A 20,494-nucleotide genomic window follows, 5' to 3' on the forward strand; every position below is an offset into this window, starting at 1 on the left:
CGCCTTTCCCGCCGGGGTGGTGGTGATCGGCGACAAGGGCTTCGCCGGACGCGAGTTCGAACGCGACATGACCGAGCTGGGCATCACGTTCGTGCGACCCGACCGCCGCGACGAGAAACGCCGCCACGGCAACCTGTCGATGATCCGGCAACGCATCGAATCGATCATCAACACCGCCAAACGACAACTCTCCCTGGAACAGCACGGCGCACGCACCCCGCACGGCGTGCTCGCCCGCGTCGCTCAGCGCATGCTCGCCCTCGCCGCCGCGATCTGGCACAACTGGATCATCGACGCACCCGTCAAGCGCTCACTGATCGCCTACGACCACTGAAGATCCAGGAATCAATCATCTAGCGAGCGGCAGGCCACCATGGAGAAGCATGGGGAGGTCGGGAGGCGGACGTCAACCTGTCCCGCTGGTGTGCACCCTCCCGTCCGGTCGCGATCGGGCTGTCTCGCGGTGACGCCGACCAGTTCTCGGTTCTGTGAATGTGAATGCGCTGGCCGTGCTGTAGGTCACGGTGATCCTATTCCGTTCTGGATGGACGTCAGTCATGATGCTTCGGCACAGGTCAAGGGGACTGCGGGGAGTCGCTACCGAGGTTCGGTAGTGCAGGGGGAACAGATGAGGATCGCCAGAGGGCGGGGCTTTGTCCTGCCCGTGTTGAGTGCTGCCATTGTCGCCGGAGGCATGATCGTCGGATCGGTGGCCTCCGTGGCTGCCGAGGTGCCGGACGAGGTGCCCGACGCGGTCAGTGCCGAGAGACTCGCCGAACAGAGCGGGAAGTCTGTCGTCATCGGATCTGAGACGACAGAGACGTCTCAGGTGAGGGCTAACCCGGACGGCAGCCGCACGCTGACGAATCACGTGCATCCAGTGCGGGTCAAGAAGAACGAGCAGTGGACTGCCGTCGACTTGGACTTGGCGGTGCAACCGGACGGGACGTTGGCGCCCAAGGCGGCGCCGGTCGCAATGTCGTTCACCGCGGGTGGCGCGGGTTCGGCTGAGCGGCCGGTCGCCCGGTTGATCAAGGGTGACGCCGAGGTGGGTTTCGGCTGGGGGACTGATCTTCCTCCGGTGCGGATCAACGGCAAGACGGCCACGTATCCGGACGTGTTGCCTGGCGTGGACTTGGAGGTCGAGGCTGCGCTGACCGGTTTCGCGCAGAACCTTGTGGTCAAGTCGGCGGAAGCGGCGCAGCAGTCGGCGTTGCAGAAGATCACCTTCAAGTCGCACACCAAGAACACGCGGATTGAGAAAGCGACGACTCCGGGCCCGGCGTCGAGGTCCGCGACCACTGAGAGTGGTGGCGGTCTGGTGGTGACTGGGCCGGATGGCGAGCAGGTGTTCGGGGGTGACGCGTCCCGCATGTGGGACTCGTCCGAGGGGGCGCGTCAGGGGGTGATGGCGGTCGAGGTCGGCGCGGATTCGATCTCGGTCACGCCTGACCAGAGCTTCCTGCTGGATCCCGCCACCACGTATCCGGTGCGTCTTGATCCCGACTACTACTGCACGTCCTGCGGGAAACAGCATCACGCCGTGGTTCAGTCGCCCTGGCCGACCGCCTCGAACTTCGACGCGACCAGTGGACAGCTCGGCGACCTGAAAGCCGGATATCTGAACGCGTCGAGCCTCGGGGCCTCGTCTGCGGGCATCTCGCGCTCGTACTTTCAGATGAACACGAGCTCGATGACCGGCAAGAAGATCAAATCCGCGACGATGAAGACGCGGATACTCAGCTCATACTCCTGCTCGCCTTCCCCGACCGAGTTGTGGCTCACCGGAGGGATCGACCACAACACCCGGTGGAACAATCAGCCCGGCTGGGAGTGGGGTGCCGCGCTGTCGGAGAACAACAACCGCAACAATCCTGCTCACTGCGCGACGGACGGCGGAGCGGAATTCAACGCGACCTCCGCGGTCGCGGCTGCCGCGGCAGGGGCATGGAGCACCACGACCTTCATGCTCAAGGCCAAGAACGAGTCCGATCTGAACAACTCGTGGCGCCGGTTCGACCTCAACCCCTATCTCGAGGTCACCTACAACTCCTACCCCCTGGTGCCGGTCGACCTGGGGCTTGAGGGCTGGGGTCCGGGCGCCAACGATGCGATCCGCTGCGCCACAGGGCCGACCCGGCCCCTGGTGGGGACGCGCACGCCGCGTGTTCGCGCGCGTCTGTCCGATCCGGACGGCGGTATGACGGACGCGAGATTCCAGTTCAAGGACGGTCTGTCGCCGGGCGGGCCGTGGACGGGCCCCGAGATCTACATGAACGATGTGCCGTCCGGTTCGTTCGTCGAGGTGCGAGTTCCTGACAACTGGTTCACCCATGACGGAATCTGGACCTTCAACCTCACCGCAGGCGACGGCGAGCTGTCCGGTCCGCGGTCGGAGGATTGTGAGTTCGAGGTCGACACGATCAAACCGAACATTCCTGCCGTGTCGTCGACCGACTACCCGGCAACCGGTTCGTCGGGCAGTGTCGGCCACACCGGGATCTTCAGGTTCTCGCCCGCCGGGAACACCGGCCGTGACGGAACGATGGATGTTGTGCGTTACGGCTGGTCGCTGAACTCGGACACCACGGACAACCAGGTTCTGGTGACCGAGGTTGACGGTGTGATGGACGTGGCGATCACGCCTACGAAGGAAGGCCCGAACGTCCTGTACGTGCGTGCCTACGACCAAGCGGGCAACATCGCGGCCGAGCCACAGAAGTACCTCTTCACCGTCGCCGCCCCGACCAATCCCGTGGCAGCGTGGACCTTCGACGACGCGACCGGCGGCACCGTCGCCGACGTCGCGTCCGGCAACCACCCGCTCACGCTCAACGGTGGAGCATCGTTGGCTTCCGGCTATTCCGGCAGCGCGCAGACCGGCAACGGCGGCACCCACTACTCGGCCACGTCCGGCCCGGTCGTCGACACCTCCCACGCGTTCTCCCTCTCGGCGTGGGTGAAACTCGACCACGCGAACTACTCGGCGGCGGTCGCCGGGCAGGACGGCAACTTCATCTCGTCGTTCTTCCTGCAGTACTCGGTGGAGACCGATCGCTGGGCCATGACGCTGGTCAGCCCGGACCAGATCGCGCCGCCCACGATCGTGCGTGCCGTCTCGGCGGCACCGCCGCAACTCGGGGTCTGGACGCACCTGGTCGGCACGTATGAGCCGAACAGCCGTGAGGTGTCGCTCTATGTCAACGGGAAGCTGGAAGGCACCACCACAGCGGACGTGTGGCCTGCTGGGGGGCCGTTCGTCGTCGGCGCTGGCAAGCGCAGCGGTGATCGGGTGGATCACTTCCCCGGACTGATCGACCACGTGCAGGTGTGGAACCGGTTGCTCACCCCCACCGAAGCCGCACGGGAGAACAACCTGGTCGTCCTGCGCGCGCACTACAACCTCGACGAACGCACGGGCACCGAGACCAAGGACGAGGTCACCGGCCAGAACGCCGCAGTGTCCGGCAGTACCTCGTGGGCCGGCACTCCGGTCGATCCCGACGATCCGAACCAAATCCTGACCAGCATCGACAAGTGGATGAACTTCGGTGCACCGTCGACCGGCCAGGTCGTGGGGCCACGTCCGGTAAACCTGCGCACGGACCGTTCGTACACGGTGACCGCCTGGGCACGCCTCGCGGAGATCGATGGCACTTCGCGGGCAGTGGTGAGCATGGGAGACGCCACGCACTCACCGTTCATTCTCGGCGTCCACTCGGACGGCGGCGGTACCAAGTGGAGCATGGAGCTCACACGAACTCCGTCCGGTGACGGCAGGTACGCGCTGTCGGATATACCAGCCGAGGCAGACACATGGGTACATCTGGCCGCGACCTTCGACGCGACCAGCGGGACTGTGGCCCTGTACGTCAACGGGGTCAAACAGAACACATTTGACGGGCCGAGTACGGGGCAGGAGTCGTTTAACGCTTCGGGTGAGCTCCTTCTAGGGCGTGACCTGTGGTCCGGCGTGGCAAGCGAGCAATGGAAAGGCGATGTTGACGACGTCCGTATCTACTCGGGAGTTCTCAGCACTGCCGACGTTGATGCCATCCGCGCGTCCACGATTCACTTCTGACATCGGGGGAGTTCTTCAGTGAGCACGAGTAGGAGACGACGGGTCACGGCGCTGGGCGTTGTGGTCACGTTGCTGCTCGCGACGGGGCAGGACGCTCTGGCGGCGGGGGACAACAGCTATAGCTGGAAGCTGCCGGAGTTGCAGCAGAACAAGTCGGTGCCGACGACGTCACCTGCCACACGTGGCACGGGCGAGGACCCGGCGGCCAAGGCGGCGGTGACGAAGGTCGAGCAGCCGAAATGGCCCGCTGAGTCGCAGACGGACATCGACCTGACCAGCGCCGCGAAGACATCGAGCCTGGTGTCGGTGCAACGCACAGACACCGCTGGCGCCGCGCGGTCGGCTGCACCCGCGAAGGTGCGGGTGAGCGTCAAGGGGCAGGACACGGCGAAGAAGCTGGGTCTGCACGGTGTGGTGTTCAGCGTCAGCGACTCCGGCGGTGCTTCGGGCACGCCGCTGCGGCTGGACGTGGACTATGGTTCGTTCGCTCCGGCGTTCGGTGGTGACTACGCCTCACGTCTGCGGCTGGTGTCGCTGCCCGCCTGCGCACTGTCCACTCCGGACAAGTCGGAGTGCAGGACGTCGACCCCGTTGCCTGGGGGCGACAACGACAGTTCGGCGAAACGGGTGACGGCCGACCTGCCTCCTGCTCCGGCGACGAACGCGCGCCGGGCCGAACCGGAAGCGAGGGTGTTCGCTGTAGCGGCGGCCCCGTCGGGCGGCAACGGTGACTACACCGCCACGTCGTTGGCTGCGGCGGGGTCGTGGAACGCGGGCGGTTCGTCGGGTGACTTCACCTATGGCTACCCGTTGCGGGTTCCTCCCGCAGCGGGCGGGAAAGCGCCGTCGGTGTCGCTGGGCTATTCGTCGCAGAGCCTGGACGGTCGGATCTCGGCGTCGAACAACCAGGCCTCGATCGTGGGTGACGGCTGGGATGTCGCGCCGGGCGGGTTCATCGAGCGGCAGTACAAGCCGTGCGGCCTGGATCTGGGCGGTAACAACGGTCAGACCAAGACCGGTGACCAGTGTTGGGCGACCGACAACGCGACGATCAGCCTGGTCGGCGTGTCCGGCAAGCTCGTCAAGGCCGGGGAGAGTGGCGGGACGAGCAGTTGGCGTGCGAAGAACGACGACGGCGCGCGGATCGAACGGTTCACCGGCGCTGTGAACGGCGACAACGACGGCGAGTACTGGAAGGTCACCACGACCGACGGCACTCAGCACTTCCTCGGTGTGAACCGGTTGCCGGGTTGGACGAGTGGTAAGCCGGAGACGAAGTCGGCGTGGACCGTGCCGGTGTACGGCAACAACGACGGCGAGCCGTGCAAGCAGGGCACGTTCGACGCCTCGTGGTGTCAGCAGGCGTACCGGTGGAATCTCGACTACTCGGTCGATCCGCACGGCAATGTCACGACCTACTACTACGACCAGGAGATCAACCACTACGGCCGCAACATCGACCCGGCGAAGGGCACCCCGTATGTGCGGGGCGGGTATCTGACGCGTATCGAGTACGGGCTGCGTAGCGACAACTTCTTCGGCGCGGTGGGTGGCCGGGTTCAGTTCGACATGGCCGAACGCTGCCTGCCGAATGGTGCGATCACCTGCGATCCGGGCCAGCTCAACGCCTCCACGGCGGGGTCGTGGCCGGATGTGCCCGCGGACCAGCTCTGCAACGCGGGGGAGCAGTGCACGAACCGGTTGACGCCGACGTTCTTCACCCGTAAGCGTCTCACGAAGGTCATCGCCCAGGTCGGCAACGGCACGGGTGGCTACTCCGATGTCGATTCGTGGACGTTGACCCAGGACTTCCCGGCGTCCGGCGATGGCACGTCACCGGCGCTGAACCTGAAGTCGATCGTCCACACCGGACATGTGGGTGGCGCGATCGCGTTGCCCGCGACCAGCTTCGACCGTGTCGCGATGGCCAACCGGGTCGACAGCGGCTCCGACAACCTCTCCCCGCTGACCCGTTACCGGATCACCGGCATCAACGGCGAGGGCGGCGCGCGGACCGAGATCAGCTACAGCGCCCACGACTGTGTACCGGGCTCGCGTATGCCCGCGTCACCGGAGACGAACACGCTGCGCTGCTACCCGACGTGGTGGACACCGGACGGTGCGCTGACCCCGATCCTGGACTACTTTCACAAGTACGTAGTCACCGACGTCGTCGACGATGATCGCACGGGTGCCTCGTCGCTGCTCAAGACGCACTACGACTACGTCGGCAACCCGGCGTGGCGTTTCGACGACAACGACTTCGCCGAACCGAACCGCAGAACGTATTCGCAGTGGCGCGGCTACGGAACCGTGCGCACCGTCAAGGGCGAGTCGCCCGGTACGCAGAGCGTGTCGGAGACGACGTATCTGCGCGGTATGGACGGCGCCACGGTGACGACCAGCGAAGGCGAACCGGTCACCGACACCGACCGCCTTCAGGGCTTCGTCCGTGAGACCCGCGACTACCTCAACGGCGCGCTGGTCTCGGCGTCGGTGAACGACCCGTGGGTCAGCGCGCCGACCGCGACCGCCAACGGCGTGCAGGCCACGATGAGCAACGTCCAGGCCGTGCGAGGCCGCACGGTGCTGGAGAACGGTCAGTGGCGGCGCACGAAGGTCGTGAAGACCTTCGACTCGATCGGTGTGGTCAGCCAGGTCGAAGACCACGGCGATCTCGCCGTCACCGACGACGAGTCGTGCTCTCGCACGACGTTCGCCCGCAACGAGCCCGCGTGGATGCTCACCTACGCCTCGCAGGTGGAGACCACCAAGGGCCTGTGCACCGTCACCGCGTCCGCGTCGACGATCCTGACCTCGGCGAAGTCGTCCTACGACGGACAGGCCTGGGGTGTCGCGCCGCACAAGGGCGACATCACCAAAGCCGAGGTCCTGGACAAGTGGGACGGTTCCGGCCAGTCGTGGGTGACCGCGTCCACCTCGACGTTCGACGCCTACGGTCGGCCGTTGCAGGTCGTGGACGCGACCGGCGCGACCACGACCACCGCCTACAGCCCGGCCACCGGCCCGCTGACCCAGGTCACCAGCACCAACGCCCTGGGGCACGTGTCGACCGGCTATTTCGAACCGGCCTGGGGTGTCTCGACCGCCTCGGTCGACCCGAACGGCCGCCGCTCCGACCTCTCCTACGACGCGTTGGGCCGCATGACCGCCGCGTGGCTCCCGGGACACGCGAAGGGCTCCGTCAACGCCGACGTGGTCTTCGAGTACGCCTACAACACCAACGCGCCGAGCGTCGTCACCACGAAGAAGCTCACCGACGCGAACACCTACCAGATCTCCTACACGCTCTACGACGGGCTGTTCCGGGAACGGCAGACGCAGTCTCCCTCGCCTGCGGGTGGTCGGCTGATCTCCGACACCTTCTACGACTCACGGGGCCTGCCCTATAAGAGCAACGGCGCGTACTGGAACAACCAGGTGCCCAGTTCCGCGTTGGCGGGGGTGTATGACTGGGAGGTCCCGAACCAGACCGTCACCGAGTACGACGGTCTGGGTCGTGTGACGGCGTCGATTTACCGCAAGTACGCGGTAGAACAGTGGCGCAGCACCACTTCCTACGGTGGTGACCGTGTCCACACCACGCCACCGCAGGGCGGCACGGTCACCACGGTGATCAGCGACGCGCATGGCCGCACCACCGAGAAGCGCCAGTACACGGCCGGACTCGGCACGGCGTTCGACGCGACGAAGTACACCTACACCCCGGCAGGGCAACTCGCGACGGTCACCGACCCCGCCGGGAACGTCTGGAGCTCCACCTACGACCTGCGCGGCCGCAAGATCGCCTCCGACGACCCCGACGCTGGGCACAGCAGCACCGCCTACGACGCGGCGGGCCGGGTCACCTCGACCACCGATGCACGCGGACGCACCATCGCCCACACCTACGACGCGTTGTCACGCAAAACCGCGTCCTACGACGGGACGACCTCCGGCACCAAACTCGCCGAGTGGCAGTACGACACGTCGGTCACCAGCAGCGGCGTCCTCAACGGCCGAGGCCTGCTGACACTGTCCCGCCGCTGGGTCAACGGACAGGCCTACACCACCAAGGTCAACGGCTACGACGCGGCGGGCCGTCCGACGGGTCAGAAGGTCATCGTCCCGGCTGCCGCGGAGGGCGTGCTCGGCACGACCTACGGACTGAGCTTCTCCTACAGCTACACCGGCAAACTGCGCGACCTGGTGTACGAGGCGGCGAACTCGGGCGGCAGGACGATCGTGCCGAGCGAGGGAGTGACGACCGGCTACAACAGCTTCGGTCTCGCCGAGTACACGCTGGGCGCGAGCCGGTACATCAGCAGCACGACCTACTCGGCGTTGGGTGAGGTGCTGCAGGAAAGGTACGACGATGAGTTCAGCCCGAACAACCTGTGGGTGACCAACTTCTACCAGGAAGGCACCCGCAGGCTGGAACGCACCGTCGCGGACAGGGAAACCCAGACGGGATACCGGATCGCCGACCGCAACTACAGCTACGACGCGGCCGGCAACATCAACCGCATCGCCGACACGCCCGACGGAGGAGCGTCGGACATCCAGTGTTTCGGATACGACCAGCTGCGGCGGATGACCAACGCCTGGACCCCGGGTTCCGGCGACTGCTCGGCGCCGAAGTCGACATCGTCGCTGGGCGGCGCGGCGCCGTACTGGTTGTCGTGGACGTTCGACAAGACCGGCAACAGGCTGACGCAGACCGCGCACGCCACCGCTGGTGACACGACGAACTCCTTCACGTATCCGGCGGCGGGGCAGCCACAGCCGCACACCGTGACCAAAGTCGACACGGCCGGACCTAATGGGACCGCGCAGGACACCTTCGGCTACGACGCCTCAGGCAACACGACATCGCGCCGGATCTCGGGTGACACCCAGATCCTGGAGTATGACGTCGAGGGCCGTGTGTCGAAGGTGGTCAACGCGAACGGCCAGGAGTCCACGTACCTCTACGACGCCGATGGCGGCAGGCTGATCGCCCGTGAACCGTCGGCGACGACGTTGTATGTGTTCGGCCAGGAGATCCGACTCGAGAAGAACACGACGACGCCGTCCTGGACGCGCTACTACAGCCACAACGGGCATGTGGTCGCACAGCGCAACTCCATCTCGGGCGTGAAGTGGCTGCTCACCGATCATCAGGGCACGCAGATCGCTGCGGTGACACAGGGGAACCTGGCGGTGGCCTCTCGCCGGCAGACGCCGTTCGGTGAAACCCGGGGCAGCACCGCGGTGCCGTGGAACACGCAGGGGTTCGTGGGAGGGACCCAGGAGGAGTCAGGGCTGACGCGTGTGGGTGCGCGGCTGTACGACGCCACCGTGGGCCGGTTCCTGTCGGCGGACCCGGTCATCGACAACAACGATCCGCAGCAGCTCAACGGCTACGCCTACAGCAACAACAGCCCGGTGACGTTCAGTGATCCGACGGGCCTGTTGGCGGGTGGTCAGTGTGGTCCGGACGGCATCCTGTGCGGTGGAGGCCGGGAAAACTACCAGAACGAACAGCAGTACCGGGACGTCCAGACGTTCTTCAAGGAAGAACGCAGGGCTCAGCAGCAGCAGACTCGGGCTGTGCGTCAGGCGACGCAGAAGGCGATGCAGGATGCCGGGATCAGCCAGGCCGAGTACGAGCAGGCCTTGAAGAACGCCCACAAGACCAAGTGGGACGTGATCAAGGAAGTCGCCTGGGAGATGCTCAAGGACATCTCGGGGTGGAACGACATTGTCGACTGCTTCACCAAGGGCGACATCTGGGCCTGCGGCGGCCTGGTCATGAACCTCGTGCCCTGGGGCAAGATCGGCAAAGTCATCGAGGCCGGTTACAAGGCGGTCAAGGCCGTCGCATCGATGGCCAACATCATCTCGAAGGCGCAAGGGCTGCTGCGTCGAGTGGAGGGGATTGCCGCTCGGGCGCAGGAAATCGCGATAAACGCGCTGCGCAAGGTGGGTGGCAAGACGCCTGATTGCGACAACAGCTTCATGCCTGGCACCAAGGTGATGCTCGCCGACGGGTCTGCCAAACCCATCGAAGAGATACAGAACGGCGACCAGGTTCTTGCGACCGATGAGAAGACGGGAGAGTCCTCGCCACGCGAGGTCGTTGGCACGATCGTCGGCGTCGGTTCCAAGAACCTAGTCGAGATCACTGTCGATGGCGGTGGCGCGGTCACCGCGACCGACACGCATCCGTTCTGGCTTCCGGAGCAGAAGAAGTGGGTGTACGCCAAGGCCCTGGAGGCCGGCTCGATACTGCAAACCTCGGCTGGGACATGGGTGCAGGTCTCTGCGGTCCGTGCCTGGACAGCACCCGAACGAGTCCACAACCTCACCGTGGACAACGAGCACACGTATTACGTGACCGCAGGTGCGGTCAGCCTCCTCAACCACAACTGCGGGGTGAATGGCCTTGCGACATTGCACTACCACGGTAAGGACAACCATTTCAGCATCGAAGTGACGGACGGCACCACGGTCCGGCACACGGACCTGGACCGTCGTGGCGACACTGCTGTGATCGGCACGCGCGACGACGCTGGCATCATGAGCGTGCAGTTCGAACTGACCGACGTCGCAGCGGCTCTGGAAGTGCAGAAATATCAGGGGGCTGCGGGGAAGTATGACAAGTACACGAACAGTTGCCTGACCTACTGTGCGACTGTGCTCAGGGCAGGAGGGGTCGACATCCCTCAAAACGGTGTCACCCGGTGGGCTCGTGAGCTGTTCAAGAACGGCACCTGACGAAGGATCTGGTTATGACGCAAAGGTCTGGGGCGTTCGGAGTCCTGCTCAAGATCGCTGAGGACGAGCACACTTCTTGGCGTGCTGTGCAACTGGCTGGTCAGGGAATCGCGCTGTACGCGTTCGCCAACCGGGCGATGGCATCGGGCAAGACCACGCTGAGTGGCCAAGAGCTCGCTCACAAGCTCATCGCAGAGGAAGAGCTCCTCGAGGACTTGGAATCAGATTGGCGTTCCTACGAGGACGGCGATCTCTCTTCCGATGACCTCGTTGCAAGGCTGGAGGCGTTCGTCAGCGGGTTTCGGGAGCACTATCCCGAAGAAGCCAACAGCTAAGCATCTGGCCAGAATTCTTGTCCGAAATTCCGAAACGTCGGAGGAGTGCCTTCGGGGGATTCGTTAGTAGCATCTGTCTGTGAAGTGAAATTTTGTGGATATTTCTGTGGGGCTCGTCGAGTGAATATTCGACGAGCCCTTTAGTTGCTCAAAGGTAACATTCCATGCTGTTTCGACTATATGATCCGCTCCTGTATTTCCAGAGGGAGGACGCCTGATGATTCACGGTGTCGAGAACTTCCGAGACGCGTTCTCTGACTTTGTCAAAGAATCGGGTCGGTGGCGTGACGTCGAACCGGAGGCGCTCATGTCCCGCTGGAGGACGTTTATTGTAGAGTGTGAACAGGGTTATCGGGGTGACGCCGAATACTACTTGAATGATCTAACGTCGAGGGATTCTCTGGCGAGGGCCATGGATTCTCCGCGGCTGCAAAGATTTCCGGAGCTTGCGCTACTTCGCGCAGAAGTAGAAGCGGCGGACTTGGGATTCCGTGCAATCCTAATTCCGGATGCGTTTCCAGGAATATCTGAGGAATCCTGGTGGGCGCGCGGCGTGGTGAAATTTGCGCGTATGCGCCTAGTGGAGGACTTGAGGAGTGAATATCGTCTTGAGGTAGAGCTATTTGAATAGTGCGCCTTTTTCATCCTGATCTGGATGCATTGGCTCACAATGGACGTCGATCACAACCGGCGATAGTCGGCTTAATGAGACCTGGACGTGGCGAAGCCCCTGGTGGAAGAACTATCGACCAAGATCGTTCCACCCCCAGGGGCTTCATGTGTTGCTCTACCGTGCTGCCGCTGTCACATCAGATCCTGACCTTCGTGTCACGCCTGATCCGCGTCCACCGCAAGTACCTGGAATGGTTGTGGCGCAAGCTCAACCCAGGGCGACACGCGCTGTTGGTGCTGATGTACTGGCGCAAGGGCGAGCCGTTCGCCGACGTCGGCGCCGGGTTCGCGGTGTCCACCGCGACGTACTAGCGCTATGTCAACGAGACCGTCGAACTGTTGGCTCAGCGACCCTAAAAGCGACGACAGACGCCGCGCAAGGCGAAGCGGCAGGGCGTGGCCTACGTAGTGATCGACGGCACGCTCATTCCGATCGACCGAATCGCCGCCGACCGCCCGCTCTGCTGAAGCAAGCACAAGATCCATGGGGTGAACCTGCAGGTCATAGTCCCGTCGGACGGGACGATCCTGTGGGTGTCCGGCGACAAGCCCGGCAGCACCCGCGACACCGCGGCCGCCCGGATCCCGACGTCCTCGCCGCCCTGAGCGAAGCCGGCTTGAAGTTTTCCATATGCACGTGAGGATGGACATTGGTTCCGGGCGTGCAGGCTGCAAGGAACGCATTGCGAATGCGGCGTTGCCCCAACAGGGTTCGATGCGTTTCCGCACGATTTTGCGGTAGTTCTCCTCGGTACGCAGGTCGACATCGATCACCCCCCAGAAATAGGGGGAGGAACCTCCCGAGGCTGGTCTAGCCGCCGATATCACCGAGCTACTCGAGGACGGCGGACTTCCCGCCCATATCCACACCCGCATCACCGTGCTGCCCCAGCGCCGGCTGCTGGAGATCCGGGTCGAGGGCCTGTCGGTCGAGACCAACCCGGACCGCATCACCAGCCGCGAGGTGATGAACACGCTCTTCGAGCTGGCCAGCGACCACAACATCATTACCCTCGATGCTGTGTCCCTGCCGCTGATCACCCAGCGGATCGTGCTGGTCGACCCGTACGGCCAGCCCTTCGCCGCCAAGGTCGGCGTGGGGATGAGTGCGCCCGAGCCGTTCATGCCGCGATAGAGGCCGCCGGACGGGTAGCTCCGACGTAGTTATCACCGTCGTAGCGGTAGCTGTCGATCTGCACGGGTTGGCCGAAGGTCGGGGCATTGATCATTAGTCCGTCACCGATGTAGAGGCCGACGTGGTGGATGTTGCCGGGTGTGCAATAGAAGACGAGTTCGCCCGGCAGCAGCGGCTGTTCGGGGGACGCGTGGGCCCGCGTCGTACTGGGTTTGGGCGGTGTGGGGCAGGTTGACTCCGGCGGCGGTGTAGGCGGCCTTGGGTCAGTTCGGAGCAGTCGAAGCCCGCGTGTCCGCCGTCGGGGCCGTTGCCGCCCCAGACGTACGGCAAGCCCCTCCGGCCCCGGCGAAGTTCTCGCCCTCGGTCACGCCGGGGGCCGTGAGACGGCCGCGGTCGGTCTCGACTTTGCCGATGGCGGCGAGCACGGTCCAGTCCAGTCCGGGGCAGTCCGGGGCGGCGGTGACGTAGAGCAGGCAGTAGTCGGGCGGGATGTCGGCGATCGGTGCCGTGCAGTCGATGCTGGTGTTCGAGGAGCTGCGTAAAGCGCGTTTACCACGGCGCTCACGCCCGTGCCGAGCAGGACGGGGATGAGGAGCAGGATGGCCGCCGCCCCGATAGCGATCTTGGCGAGCACGCTCTCACCACCTCCCGGCCCGGCCCACACGGCGCGGTGCCCGTGAGCTGGTTGCGGTGGGCGGCATCGGCGAGGGCGGTGGTGACATCGGCTGCGGCGAATCCGCGCCTGCCGAGGCCTTGTCGGTCGGCGTGACCGGTGGGGGCACGTGCGGCCAGGTATGGGGCAACCCCGACAGCGCTCGCCGGGACGCTCCGGCGGTTGCTTGCCCGGACGGCGAGCGCCGGGCTGTTGGCCTTCGCCGGGGATCGTGACAGCGCTGGCCGTCTGCTAACCCCGCGCCAACGCAACAGACTCGGGGGTGAACATGAGACTGGGCCCAGCCACGTCGACTTCGACACCGGGATCGAGCTGGCCGGCATGCGTCTAGTCGGCACGGACCACGTGTTTCGATTGCACTCACAGCGCATGGAGGTCTTCTCGGGGATTCCCCATGTTCTTCATGATCTCCTCAGCGGCGAGCCCGACCTCAAAGGCCGCTACCACGTGCTGCCGGATCTCAGTGCCCAGTGGCACGACCGCGAGGAAGACATCCTGGCGGATTGGGGTGGAGTGGTCTTCATGGACACCAACGGTGCGGTCATGGGACTGAGGAAGATGGGTGACGGGCGGCTCCTCTCGACTAGCGTGCGACGATCAGTCGACCGTGTAGCCGTAGGGATGCCGGCCAGTTGCGCTCATCGGCTACTTGTTGAATGGCGGCACGACCGATGCCCGGCCAGGCTCGGTCGAGGTGTTCGACGGGACGCTCTCTCATCGGCTGCCCACCAGTGGTCCTGGGTGTGGCTCACTCATGGTGTGCGTCCCGTCGGAGACCGCGGCGGGGTTGTGGCTCAAGAGGGGTTTGCTCAGCTCGAAGTAGCGTTGCCCTCCTCGCCTTCCGTTCCCGGCTGGCGAGGAGACGACATGAGCCCAGTGATCATCGGTGTCGATCCGCACAAGCGGTCCGCCACGATCGAGATCGTCGACGGTCGGGAACGCACCCTCGGCCAAGGACGTTTCGGCACCGACAACGACGGCTACCGGCGGATGCTCGAGGAGGGCCGCCGCCGACCCGACCGGGTGTGGGCGGTCGAGGGTTGCAACGGCGTGGGAAAGCACCTCGCGCAGCGCTTGGTCGCCAACGGTGAACCGGTTCTCGACGTCCCGGCCAAGCTCGCGGCCAGGGCCAGGGTGTTCGACACCGGTCACGGTCGCAAGACCGACGCCACCGACGCACGCTCGGTGGCCCTGGTCGCGCTGCGCACCACCGGACTGCACCGCGTGAGTCCTGACGATCACACCGTGGCTCTACGGCTGCTGGTCGACCGCCGCGACGAACTCGGCCGGGCCCGCACGGACACTGTCAACCGGTTGCACAGGCTGCTCACCGAGCTGATTCCCGGCGGTGCCAAGAAATTCCTGTTCGCCACCCAGGCACGTGCTCTACTCGCCACGGCGCGCCCACGTGATGTCGTGGGCCGGACCCGCCGGCGGATCGCCGCAGAGTTGATCACGGACCTGGCGACGATCGATCGCAAGATGACCGCGGCCGACACCCAGCTGACCGAGCTCCTGGACGCCACCGGGACCGGTCTGCGCACTCTCTACGGGATTGGCCCGTCCAGCGCGGCGAGGATCCTGGGTGATGTCGGAGACATAGGTCGCTTCCCGGACCGCGGACGGTTTGCCAGTTGGAACGGCACCGCTCCTATCGACGCCTCCAGCGGTGAGCACCAACGCCGTCGACTGTCCCGTGCGGGCAACCGGCGCATCAACCGGGTTCTGCACATCATGGCGATAGTCCAGCTCCGCAATGACACTCCGGGCCGGGCCTACTACCGCCGCAAGCTCGCCGACGGCAAGTCGCCACGCGAAGCCATCCGCTGCCTCAAACGACGCCTCTCCGACACTGTGTACAAGCGACTCGTCACCGACGCCAAGATCCACACTGCCTCGACCGCCAAGCCGTCCGGTTCCCGACTCTTGACATAGAGGGGAGCCATGAGCGAGCGACCTGCGCACGACAGAGCGTTCGTCCGAACATGGTTACGCTGGTAACACAGGTTCGCCTGGGGAGTGACTCCGGTCCGGACGGCCATGTTGTCCTCGTGCCGAAACGACACGGCGTCAGCAGTGTCCGACCGTGGTCTGACTCGACACCTGGGTGGCGATCAGATAGCCCTGGCCATACATCGAGTCGATCTTGAACCAGCGGTTGGTTCCGTTCCACCATTGGCTGTCCGTCCAACACTTCATCGTGACCGAAGTGAGTCTGGGCATCTCGAAGTAGATCCCGGAGCTGTTGGCGGAGCTGGACAGACTGCACGTCGACTTGTTGCAGTACGACGGGCCGTACGCCAACGCTGGCGTCGCGAATCCGGTCGCCATGGCCATCACGGCCAGCGCAGCTGCTGCATATCGCCTGATTCTCATCGAACCACCAAATCCACTCGCAAACCGATCGGCCCTGTACGGCTGCTCACCGTAACTGCGACCTGTCCACCCTCTTCGGCTCGTCAACTTCATGACCTGAAGATGTCCAGCTTGCGGCAACGAATAGAAGGTCTAGATGTCTCGCACGGATGGAATATTGATGAGAGGAATTGGCCGGCGAGTCCCGCCGCACGCCATGGTCCGGGCGTCGCAAGTATTTGATCACGTCCCTGGTCGAACGCGCGTCACGTGGAATTGGCGAAGTGGCACAACGCCGAGGTAATGGCGATTGTGAGGGAGGTCCGGAGCGCATCGGTCCTGATGTCGGCTCCAAGAGCCCGTGAGACGGTACCTGCGGACGCCGATCTTCAAGACCGTCGCTCATTGGGAGCGGTAGGAAGTGGGGCCGCGCCGACGAGTCGGTGGCAGTGTGGTCGAGCCTGCCCGCGCTGTGGAAGTACCGATGGCTGTTTGTCTCGACTTCGCTGCGGAGTGGTGTGGTTTGTGGCCGCCATCCCGGAGCCACCGGACTGGCAGCGTGTGGTCGTTGGAGGCGACGAGATAATGGTCGTCTTCTCGCACGAGAAGATGCGCGCCATGGGCTTCGACGGCATGATATTGCGTCGATATTTCAGTCACACGCTAATCTGCATGAGCGTGCGTTCGGAGCTACCACGTCCGGTCGTGTCGCCTGCTCCCAGAAGTACTAAGTGCTCATCTATGCCGTGATTGCCGTACGCGTCCGTTCAGGGCCTTTGACCTGCGGTTTAGGTCAGTTCAATGCAGTTGTGGTTGGTCCGAGGACTCCTTCTGTGTGAACTATGGCACCGATACTGCGCTGACCTGCGAAAACAAGACTCTTGCAGGTCGGCGCGGTTCCGTTTAGGTCTATTGAGGACCGTTCAAGCCCGTTCTGCGCACTGTGCTGCTCCCCATCTGCTCCCAGAGCGTGCTCCCACGCGGGCTGAGGCGTTGTTCCTTAGCTGTCATCGGCGGGCGCCTTGCCGGACGCTGTGACACGGATCCGTCAACAATATCTCTCGGAGGTTTGGTGCGGCGGGGTTGTCCGAACTGCTCGCTCCTTCGGCGAAGGTGCATCGCACTCTTGGGTCAGCGTCGTTGGTGAGCAGGGAGCCGATGTTTGCTGGCGCGTCAGCACTTCGAGTCCAGATTAGCGCTGCGAGCGACCGCAGCGCCCAGTGGGGTTGAGAGGCGAGGAACGCCAGATCGTGGTCGGCGTCCGCCAAGTCCAGGGCCTGAAACGCATGAGCGATGTACCAATCGGCGTTCTCCGTCGAGCCGATCAGGAGGTATCCAAGCGCTCGAACTTCTTGTTTCTGCTCATCTGTGCGTGCCAGCAGGGCCGCGAGCCATAGAGCGTGGGCCCTGGTGTCCACCGTGAAGCCAGTCATGCGGAACATGCCGAGAGGGTGGTTGCCGAGATTGTTGAGGAGGTCGCCACGGGAGGGGGTGCTGTTGTGGGCGTGGAGCATGGCGTTGTCAAACAGATCGTCGACGTCGTCCAGGTCGTGGGCGAGTATCCGGGCAGCGTCATAGTACTCGGAGCGGTTCTCACCAGGCTCAAAAGGGAATGCCGCGTGGGCTAGTTGGTGTCGGGCAAGTTCCCTGCGTTCGTCCGAGGGAAGCACGCGTGCGAGAAGAGCCTGCCCGGCTGCCCCCGTTCCAATGCCCAATGAATGCGCTGTGCTGGTCGGCGGTTTGCGCAGCCGCTCGCCGGCCGCTGCGGCTGCGATCAGCTGTTCTTCGGTCGGCTGTCCCGTGATCAGCAGAAGAAGCCTTGCCGCATATGGATTACCGTCGGCGGTCATCCTGGCCAACCGCTCCCGCACCATCTCCGGGTGTTGCTGGACGAGATCGGCCATTGCGTGTTCTGTCTTGCGCGACACCGCGGAGTCGTTGGCCTCGAGCAGTCCCAAGAGTTGGTCGATCGCGTCGGCTCGATGCACCGGGTGCGCGAAAGCGATCCCGGCGCACAGACGTACGTGATCGTCGTCGGTGCGTCTATGGCGGCCGGGCTCACGTGGCACCCAAGGACGCGAGTGTTCGAGGATCCGAAGCGCGTGCTCATCTGGCAGCCGCTTAGCAAGTGCAGCGAGCGCAGTGATCGCGTTCCGCCAGGCCGAGGAGTCGTAGATGCCGTCTTGTAGCTTGTTGGCTGCTGCGTCGTCTAGGACCGACAACGCGGAGTCCGTCACGAAGCCAACGTCGTTGTCTGGGATCAGATCGGCTTCCGCCGCGAGGACTCGGTACGCCGTGCCGGCGACCCAGTACGCAGGTGAGGAAAGGAACTCTCGAACGTCCAGATAGGTGTTCGGATCTTCCTTCGCGACTGACGCCGCCTTCTTCGATTGTGCCCCAAGTACGTGGAGCTTCACCGCCAAGAGGGATTCGCCCGCCGAGCCGTATACGTTGGCCAGCAGCCTACGTGCTCGGTCGAGCTGTACCCAGGCTCCCGCGGAGTAGGCGGCGCGGTGGAGGGCGCGAAGCAATGGCACTGCCACGTGCGGCTTGTCATCGAGCAGCGCCCTCATGGCCTTCTCCTCGAACCGCTCCGCGGAAGTGCTCGCGGGACTCTGGGCGCGAAGGCTCCGGACGAGCTGATGATCGTTGTTCTGCGCGATGGGACCGCGAAACCTGACACGGATGAAGGTGCGCGCGGCGACGTACTCGGCGGCCGCGCCGTTCTGGCCGTTGAGGCACGCCTGCGTCATCGCATCCGCCCAGGACGCTTCAGCCTGCTCGGATTCGCCTCGTTCGGCGTGGTACATCGCGTTGCGCGCGTAGATCAGCATCGCCTGGTCGCGAGGGACTTGGTGTTTGCGAGCTTTGCCGAGCAGGCCGATCCAATCTCCCGTCAGACTGGCAACCTCAAGTCGCAGCTTGCATGCCAATACTGCGCCGTCGCTCGGAGAACCTTCGATCAAGTTGGCTTGAGTGATAAGCGCGGCCAGGTTGTCCTGCCGCCACGTGTTCGACGGATCGATCGCCGCATCCTCGGCAGCAAGGATGAGAAGCTGCGCGAAGCTCAGCTCTGTTGAGTCGGTGCGTAGCTGCTCCAGCTGAGGCGGCAGCGCGCCAAGCGGATGTCGCACGATGTTGATCGCCGCAGCGGCAATGTCACTGAATGCCTTCGAGACGGCGGTGTTCGCGTTCTTCTTGAGGTTCCGCGCATGAGTTTCGGCGTCATCATGCCTGCCGTCCTCCAAAGCTGACCAGAAGGCGGAATCCTGCAGACGAGCAGCCTTGTCGTGCTCGTCGGCCTGCGTGAGCAGCACGGCCCGGCGATCCAGTACAACAGTTGCGTGCGCAGTGAACCCGCCCTCTGCAAGCAGTTTGGCGGCCTGCTCCAGCTCGGCGACGGCGGATAGCGGGTTGGTCGAGCTGAGGTTGTCGGCTCCTGCGAGATGTTGAGCGGCCCCGGTGATCTCGGCGGGGCCGTAAAGCAACGCGTCGGCCAGGGTGACACGATCGGGAGATGGCGCAGCGACGACGTGCAGAGGCGCCGGCAGGCAGAACGCGTCCGCCACGGCTTCGCTGAAGAGCTCCACGACGATGTCGCGTCGGTTTCTGAGCTTGTCCGAGATCGTTCGCTGGTGCCAAAGTTCGATCTGCACATCGGTGTGGAGGTCCTGCAACCGGTAGAGCTCATGAGTGATCTCGGTTCGTTCCGCGAGACATCCCGCCGCAACGACGAGCCGCGCAATCGGGAACGGGATGTTGCCGCGTTTGCTGATGAACTTGTTGACGGCCTTAGTCAGGTCAAGCTTTGTGAAGGTTCTGTACCGCTTGCCTTGGATGCCATGGCGGGAACCGTCAGGTGCTGTTCCTACTACATCAAGACCGTACTGGCTCTGCCCTCGAACACCGTAGAGTTGCACATCGCGAAGGCCTTCCACATCTTGCGCAATGCGACGTAGCAGCCGCTCCAGGCCTTCCCAAGGCATCTCGTGCGTGGGTAGCAGTTCCAGCCTTGGATAGGAGACTGGAGTGACCTGGTCCACGTGCTGGCCTTGAGGTTCCCCCGATAGCTCGGAGACTTTCAAGCATGGTCCGATAGGGCCTGAAGGGAGTCGTCCGTGGCAGCACCGAAGAAGTACCCCGACGAGCTGAGGGCTCGTGCGGTCCGGCTGTATAGGGAGTCGGATCCGAAGCCGGTGATCCGGCGGCTGGCCGAGCAGCTCGGGGTCCATCACGAGGCACTACGCAACTGGATCCGGCAGGACGAGGCCGACCGCGGGGAGCGGGATGACAGGCCGAGCTCCGGCGAGTCGGAGGAACTGCGCAGGCTGCGGCGGGAGAACGCGGAACTGAAGCGGGCCAACGAGATCCTCAAGGCGGCGAGTGCTTTTTTCGCCTCGGAACTCGACCCGACCCGGCGACGGTCGTGAAGCTCATCGCGCAGCTTCGCGGCCGCTTCGGGGTCGAGCCCATCCTCCGGGTCC

General features: G+C 64.4%; 9 protein-coding genes and 2 pseudogenes. 8 read left to right on the forward strand and 3 right to left on the reverse strand.

Annotated elements, in window-relative coordinates:
* From BLT23_RS39160 to BLT23_RS39185, 6 genes and pseudogenes are all read left to right on the forward strand, one after another.
* On the forward strand, positions 1 to 334 hold a 334-nt coding region (locus BLT23_RS39160; RefSeq protein WP_143036210.1), incomplete at its 5' end, for a transposase.
* A 294-nt stretch (positions 335 to 628) separates the two neighbouring features.
* On the forward strand, positions 629 to 4,081 hold the full coding sequence (locus BLT23_RS39165; protein WP_176947158.1) for a LamG-like jellyroll fold domain-containing protein: 3,453 nt from the start codon (positions 629 to 631) through the stop codon (positions 4,079 to 4,081).
* Between the two features lie 18 nt (positions 4,082 to 4,099).
* Positions 4,100 to 10,840, forward strand: a complete 6,741-nt coding sequence (locus BLT23_RS39170; protein WP_143036211.1) for a polymorphic toxin-type HINT domain-containing protein — start codon at positions 4,100 to 4,102, stop codon at positions 10,838 to 10,840.
* Between the two features lie 14 nt (positions 10,841 to 10,854).
* Positions 10,855 to 11,175, forward strand: a complete 321-nt coding sequence (locus BLT23_RS39175; protein ID WP_090060395.1) for a hypothetical protein — start codon at positions 10,855 to 10,857, stop codon at positions 11,173 to 11,175.
* Positions 11,176 to 11,952: 777 nt separating this feature from the next.
* A pseudogene (locus BLT23_RS39180) lies at positions 11,953 to 12,467 on the forward strand (transposase); the annotation flags it as partial.
* A gap of 260 nt (positions 12,468 to 12,727) precedes the next feature.
* Positions 12,728 to 12,982 carry a hypothetical protein gene (locus BLT23_RS39185; protein ID WP_090060397.1) on the forward strand — a complete coding sequence of 85 codons (255 nt, stop codon included), beginning with the start codon at positions 12,728 to 12,730 and terminating at the stop codon, positions 12,980 to 12,982.
* Here the strand turns inward: BLT23_RS39185 and BLT23_RS39190 are convergent.
* Positions 12,969 to 13,324, reverse strand: a pseudogene (locus BLT23_RS39190) (C40 family peptidase); the annotation flags it as partial. The gene BLT23_RS39185 and the pseudogene BLT23_RS39190 sit on opposite strands and share 14 nt — an antisense overlap.
* Before the next feature lie 1,198 nt (positions 13,325 to 14,522).
* On the opposite strand from BLT23_RS39190, the gene BLT23_RS39195 reads away from it, so the two are divergent.
* Positions 14,523 to 15,590 carry an IS110 family RNA-guided transposase gene (locus BLT23_RS39195; RefSeq protein ID WP_176947159.1) on the forward strand — a complete coding sequence of 356 codons (1,068 nt, stop codon included), beginning with the start codon at positions 14,523 to 14,525 and terminating at the stop codon, positions 15,588 to 15,590.
* A 135-nt stretch (positions 15,591 to 15,725) separates the two neighbouring features.
* Here BLT23_RS39195 and BLT23_RS39200 read toward each other — a convergent pair whose 3' ends face one another.
* Positions 15,726 to 16,031 carry a hypothetical protein gene (locus BLT23_RS39200; RefSeq protein WP_143036212.1) on the reverse strand — a complete coding sequence of 102 codons (306 nt, stop codon included), beginning with the start codon at positions 16,029 to 16,031 and terminating at the stop codon, positions 15,726 to 15,728.
* Positions 16,032 to 17,017: 986 nt separating this feature from the next.
* A complete protein-coding gene (locus BLT23_RS39205; RefSeq protein ID WP_143036213.1) occupies positions 17,018 to 20,053 on the reverse strand; it encodes a hypothetical protein in 3,036 nt (1,011 codons plus the stop codon).
* A gap of 75 nt (positions 20,054 to 20,128) precedes the next feature.
* On the opposite strand from BLT23_RS39205, the gene BLT23_RS39210 reads away from it, so the two are divergent.
* The gene (locus BLT23_RS39210; protein ID WP_090052852.1) at positions 20,129 to 20,440 is read left to right on the forward strand and encodes a transposase; all 312 of its coding nucleotides are present in this window, start codon (positions 20,129 to 20,131) and stop codon (positions 20,438 to 20,440) included.
* Positions 20,441 to 20,494: the final 54 nt, after the last annotated feature.

The sequence above is a fragment of the Lentzea fradiae genome (assembly GCF_900100955.1).
In the GTDB taxonomy this organism is placed as follows: Bacteria; Actinomycetota; Actinomycetes; order Mycobacteriales; family Pseudonocardiaceae; genus Lentzea; species Lentzea fradiae.

Bases quoted from the DNA above. Each gene is read 5' to 3' on its own strand.
- BLT23_RS39200 (WP_143036212.1), bottom strand. From the start codon at position 16,031: ATGAGAATCAGGCGATATGCAGCAGCTGCGCTGGCCGTGATGGCCATG.
- BLT23_RS39195 (WP_176947159.1), top strand. From the start codon at position 14,523: ATGAGCCCAGTGATCATCGGTGTCGATCCGCACAAGCGGTCCGCCACG.
- BLT23_RS39165 (WP_176947158.1), top strand. From the start codon at position 629: ATGAGGATCGCCAGAGGGCGGGGCTTTGTCCTGCCCGTGTTGAGTGCT.
- BLT23_RS39175 (WP_090060395.1), top strand. From the start codon at position 10,855: ATGACGCAAAGGTCTGGGGCGTTCGGAGTCCTGCTCAAGATCGCTGAG.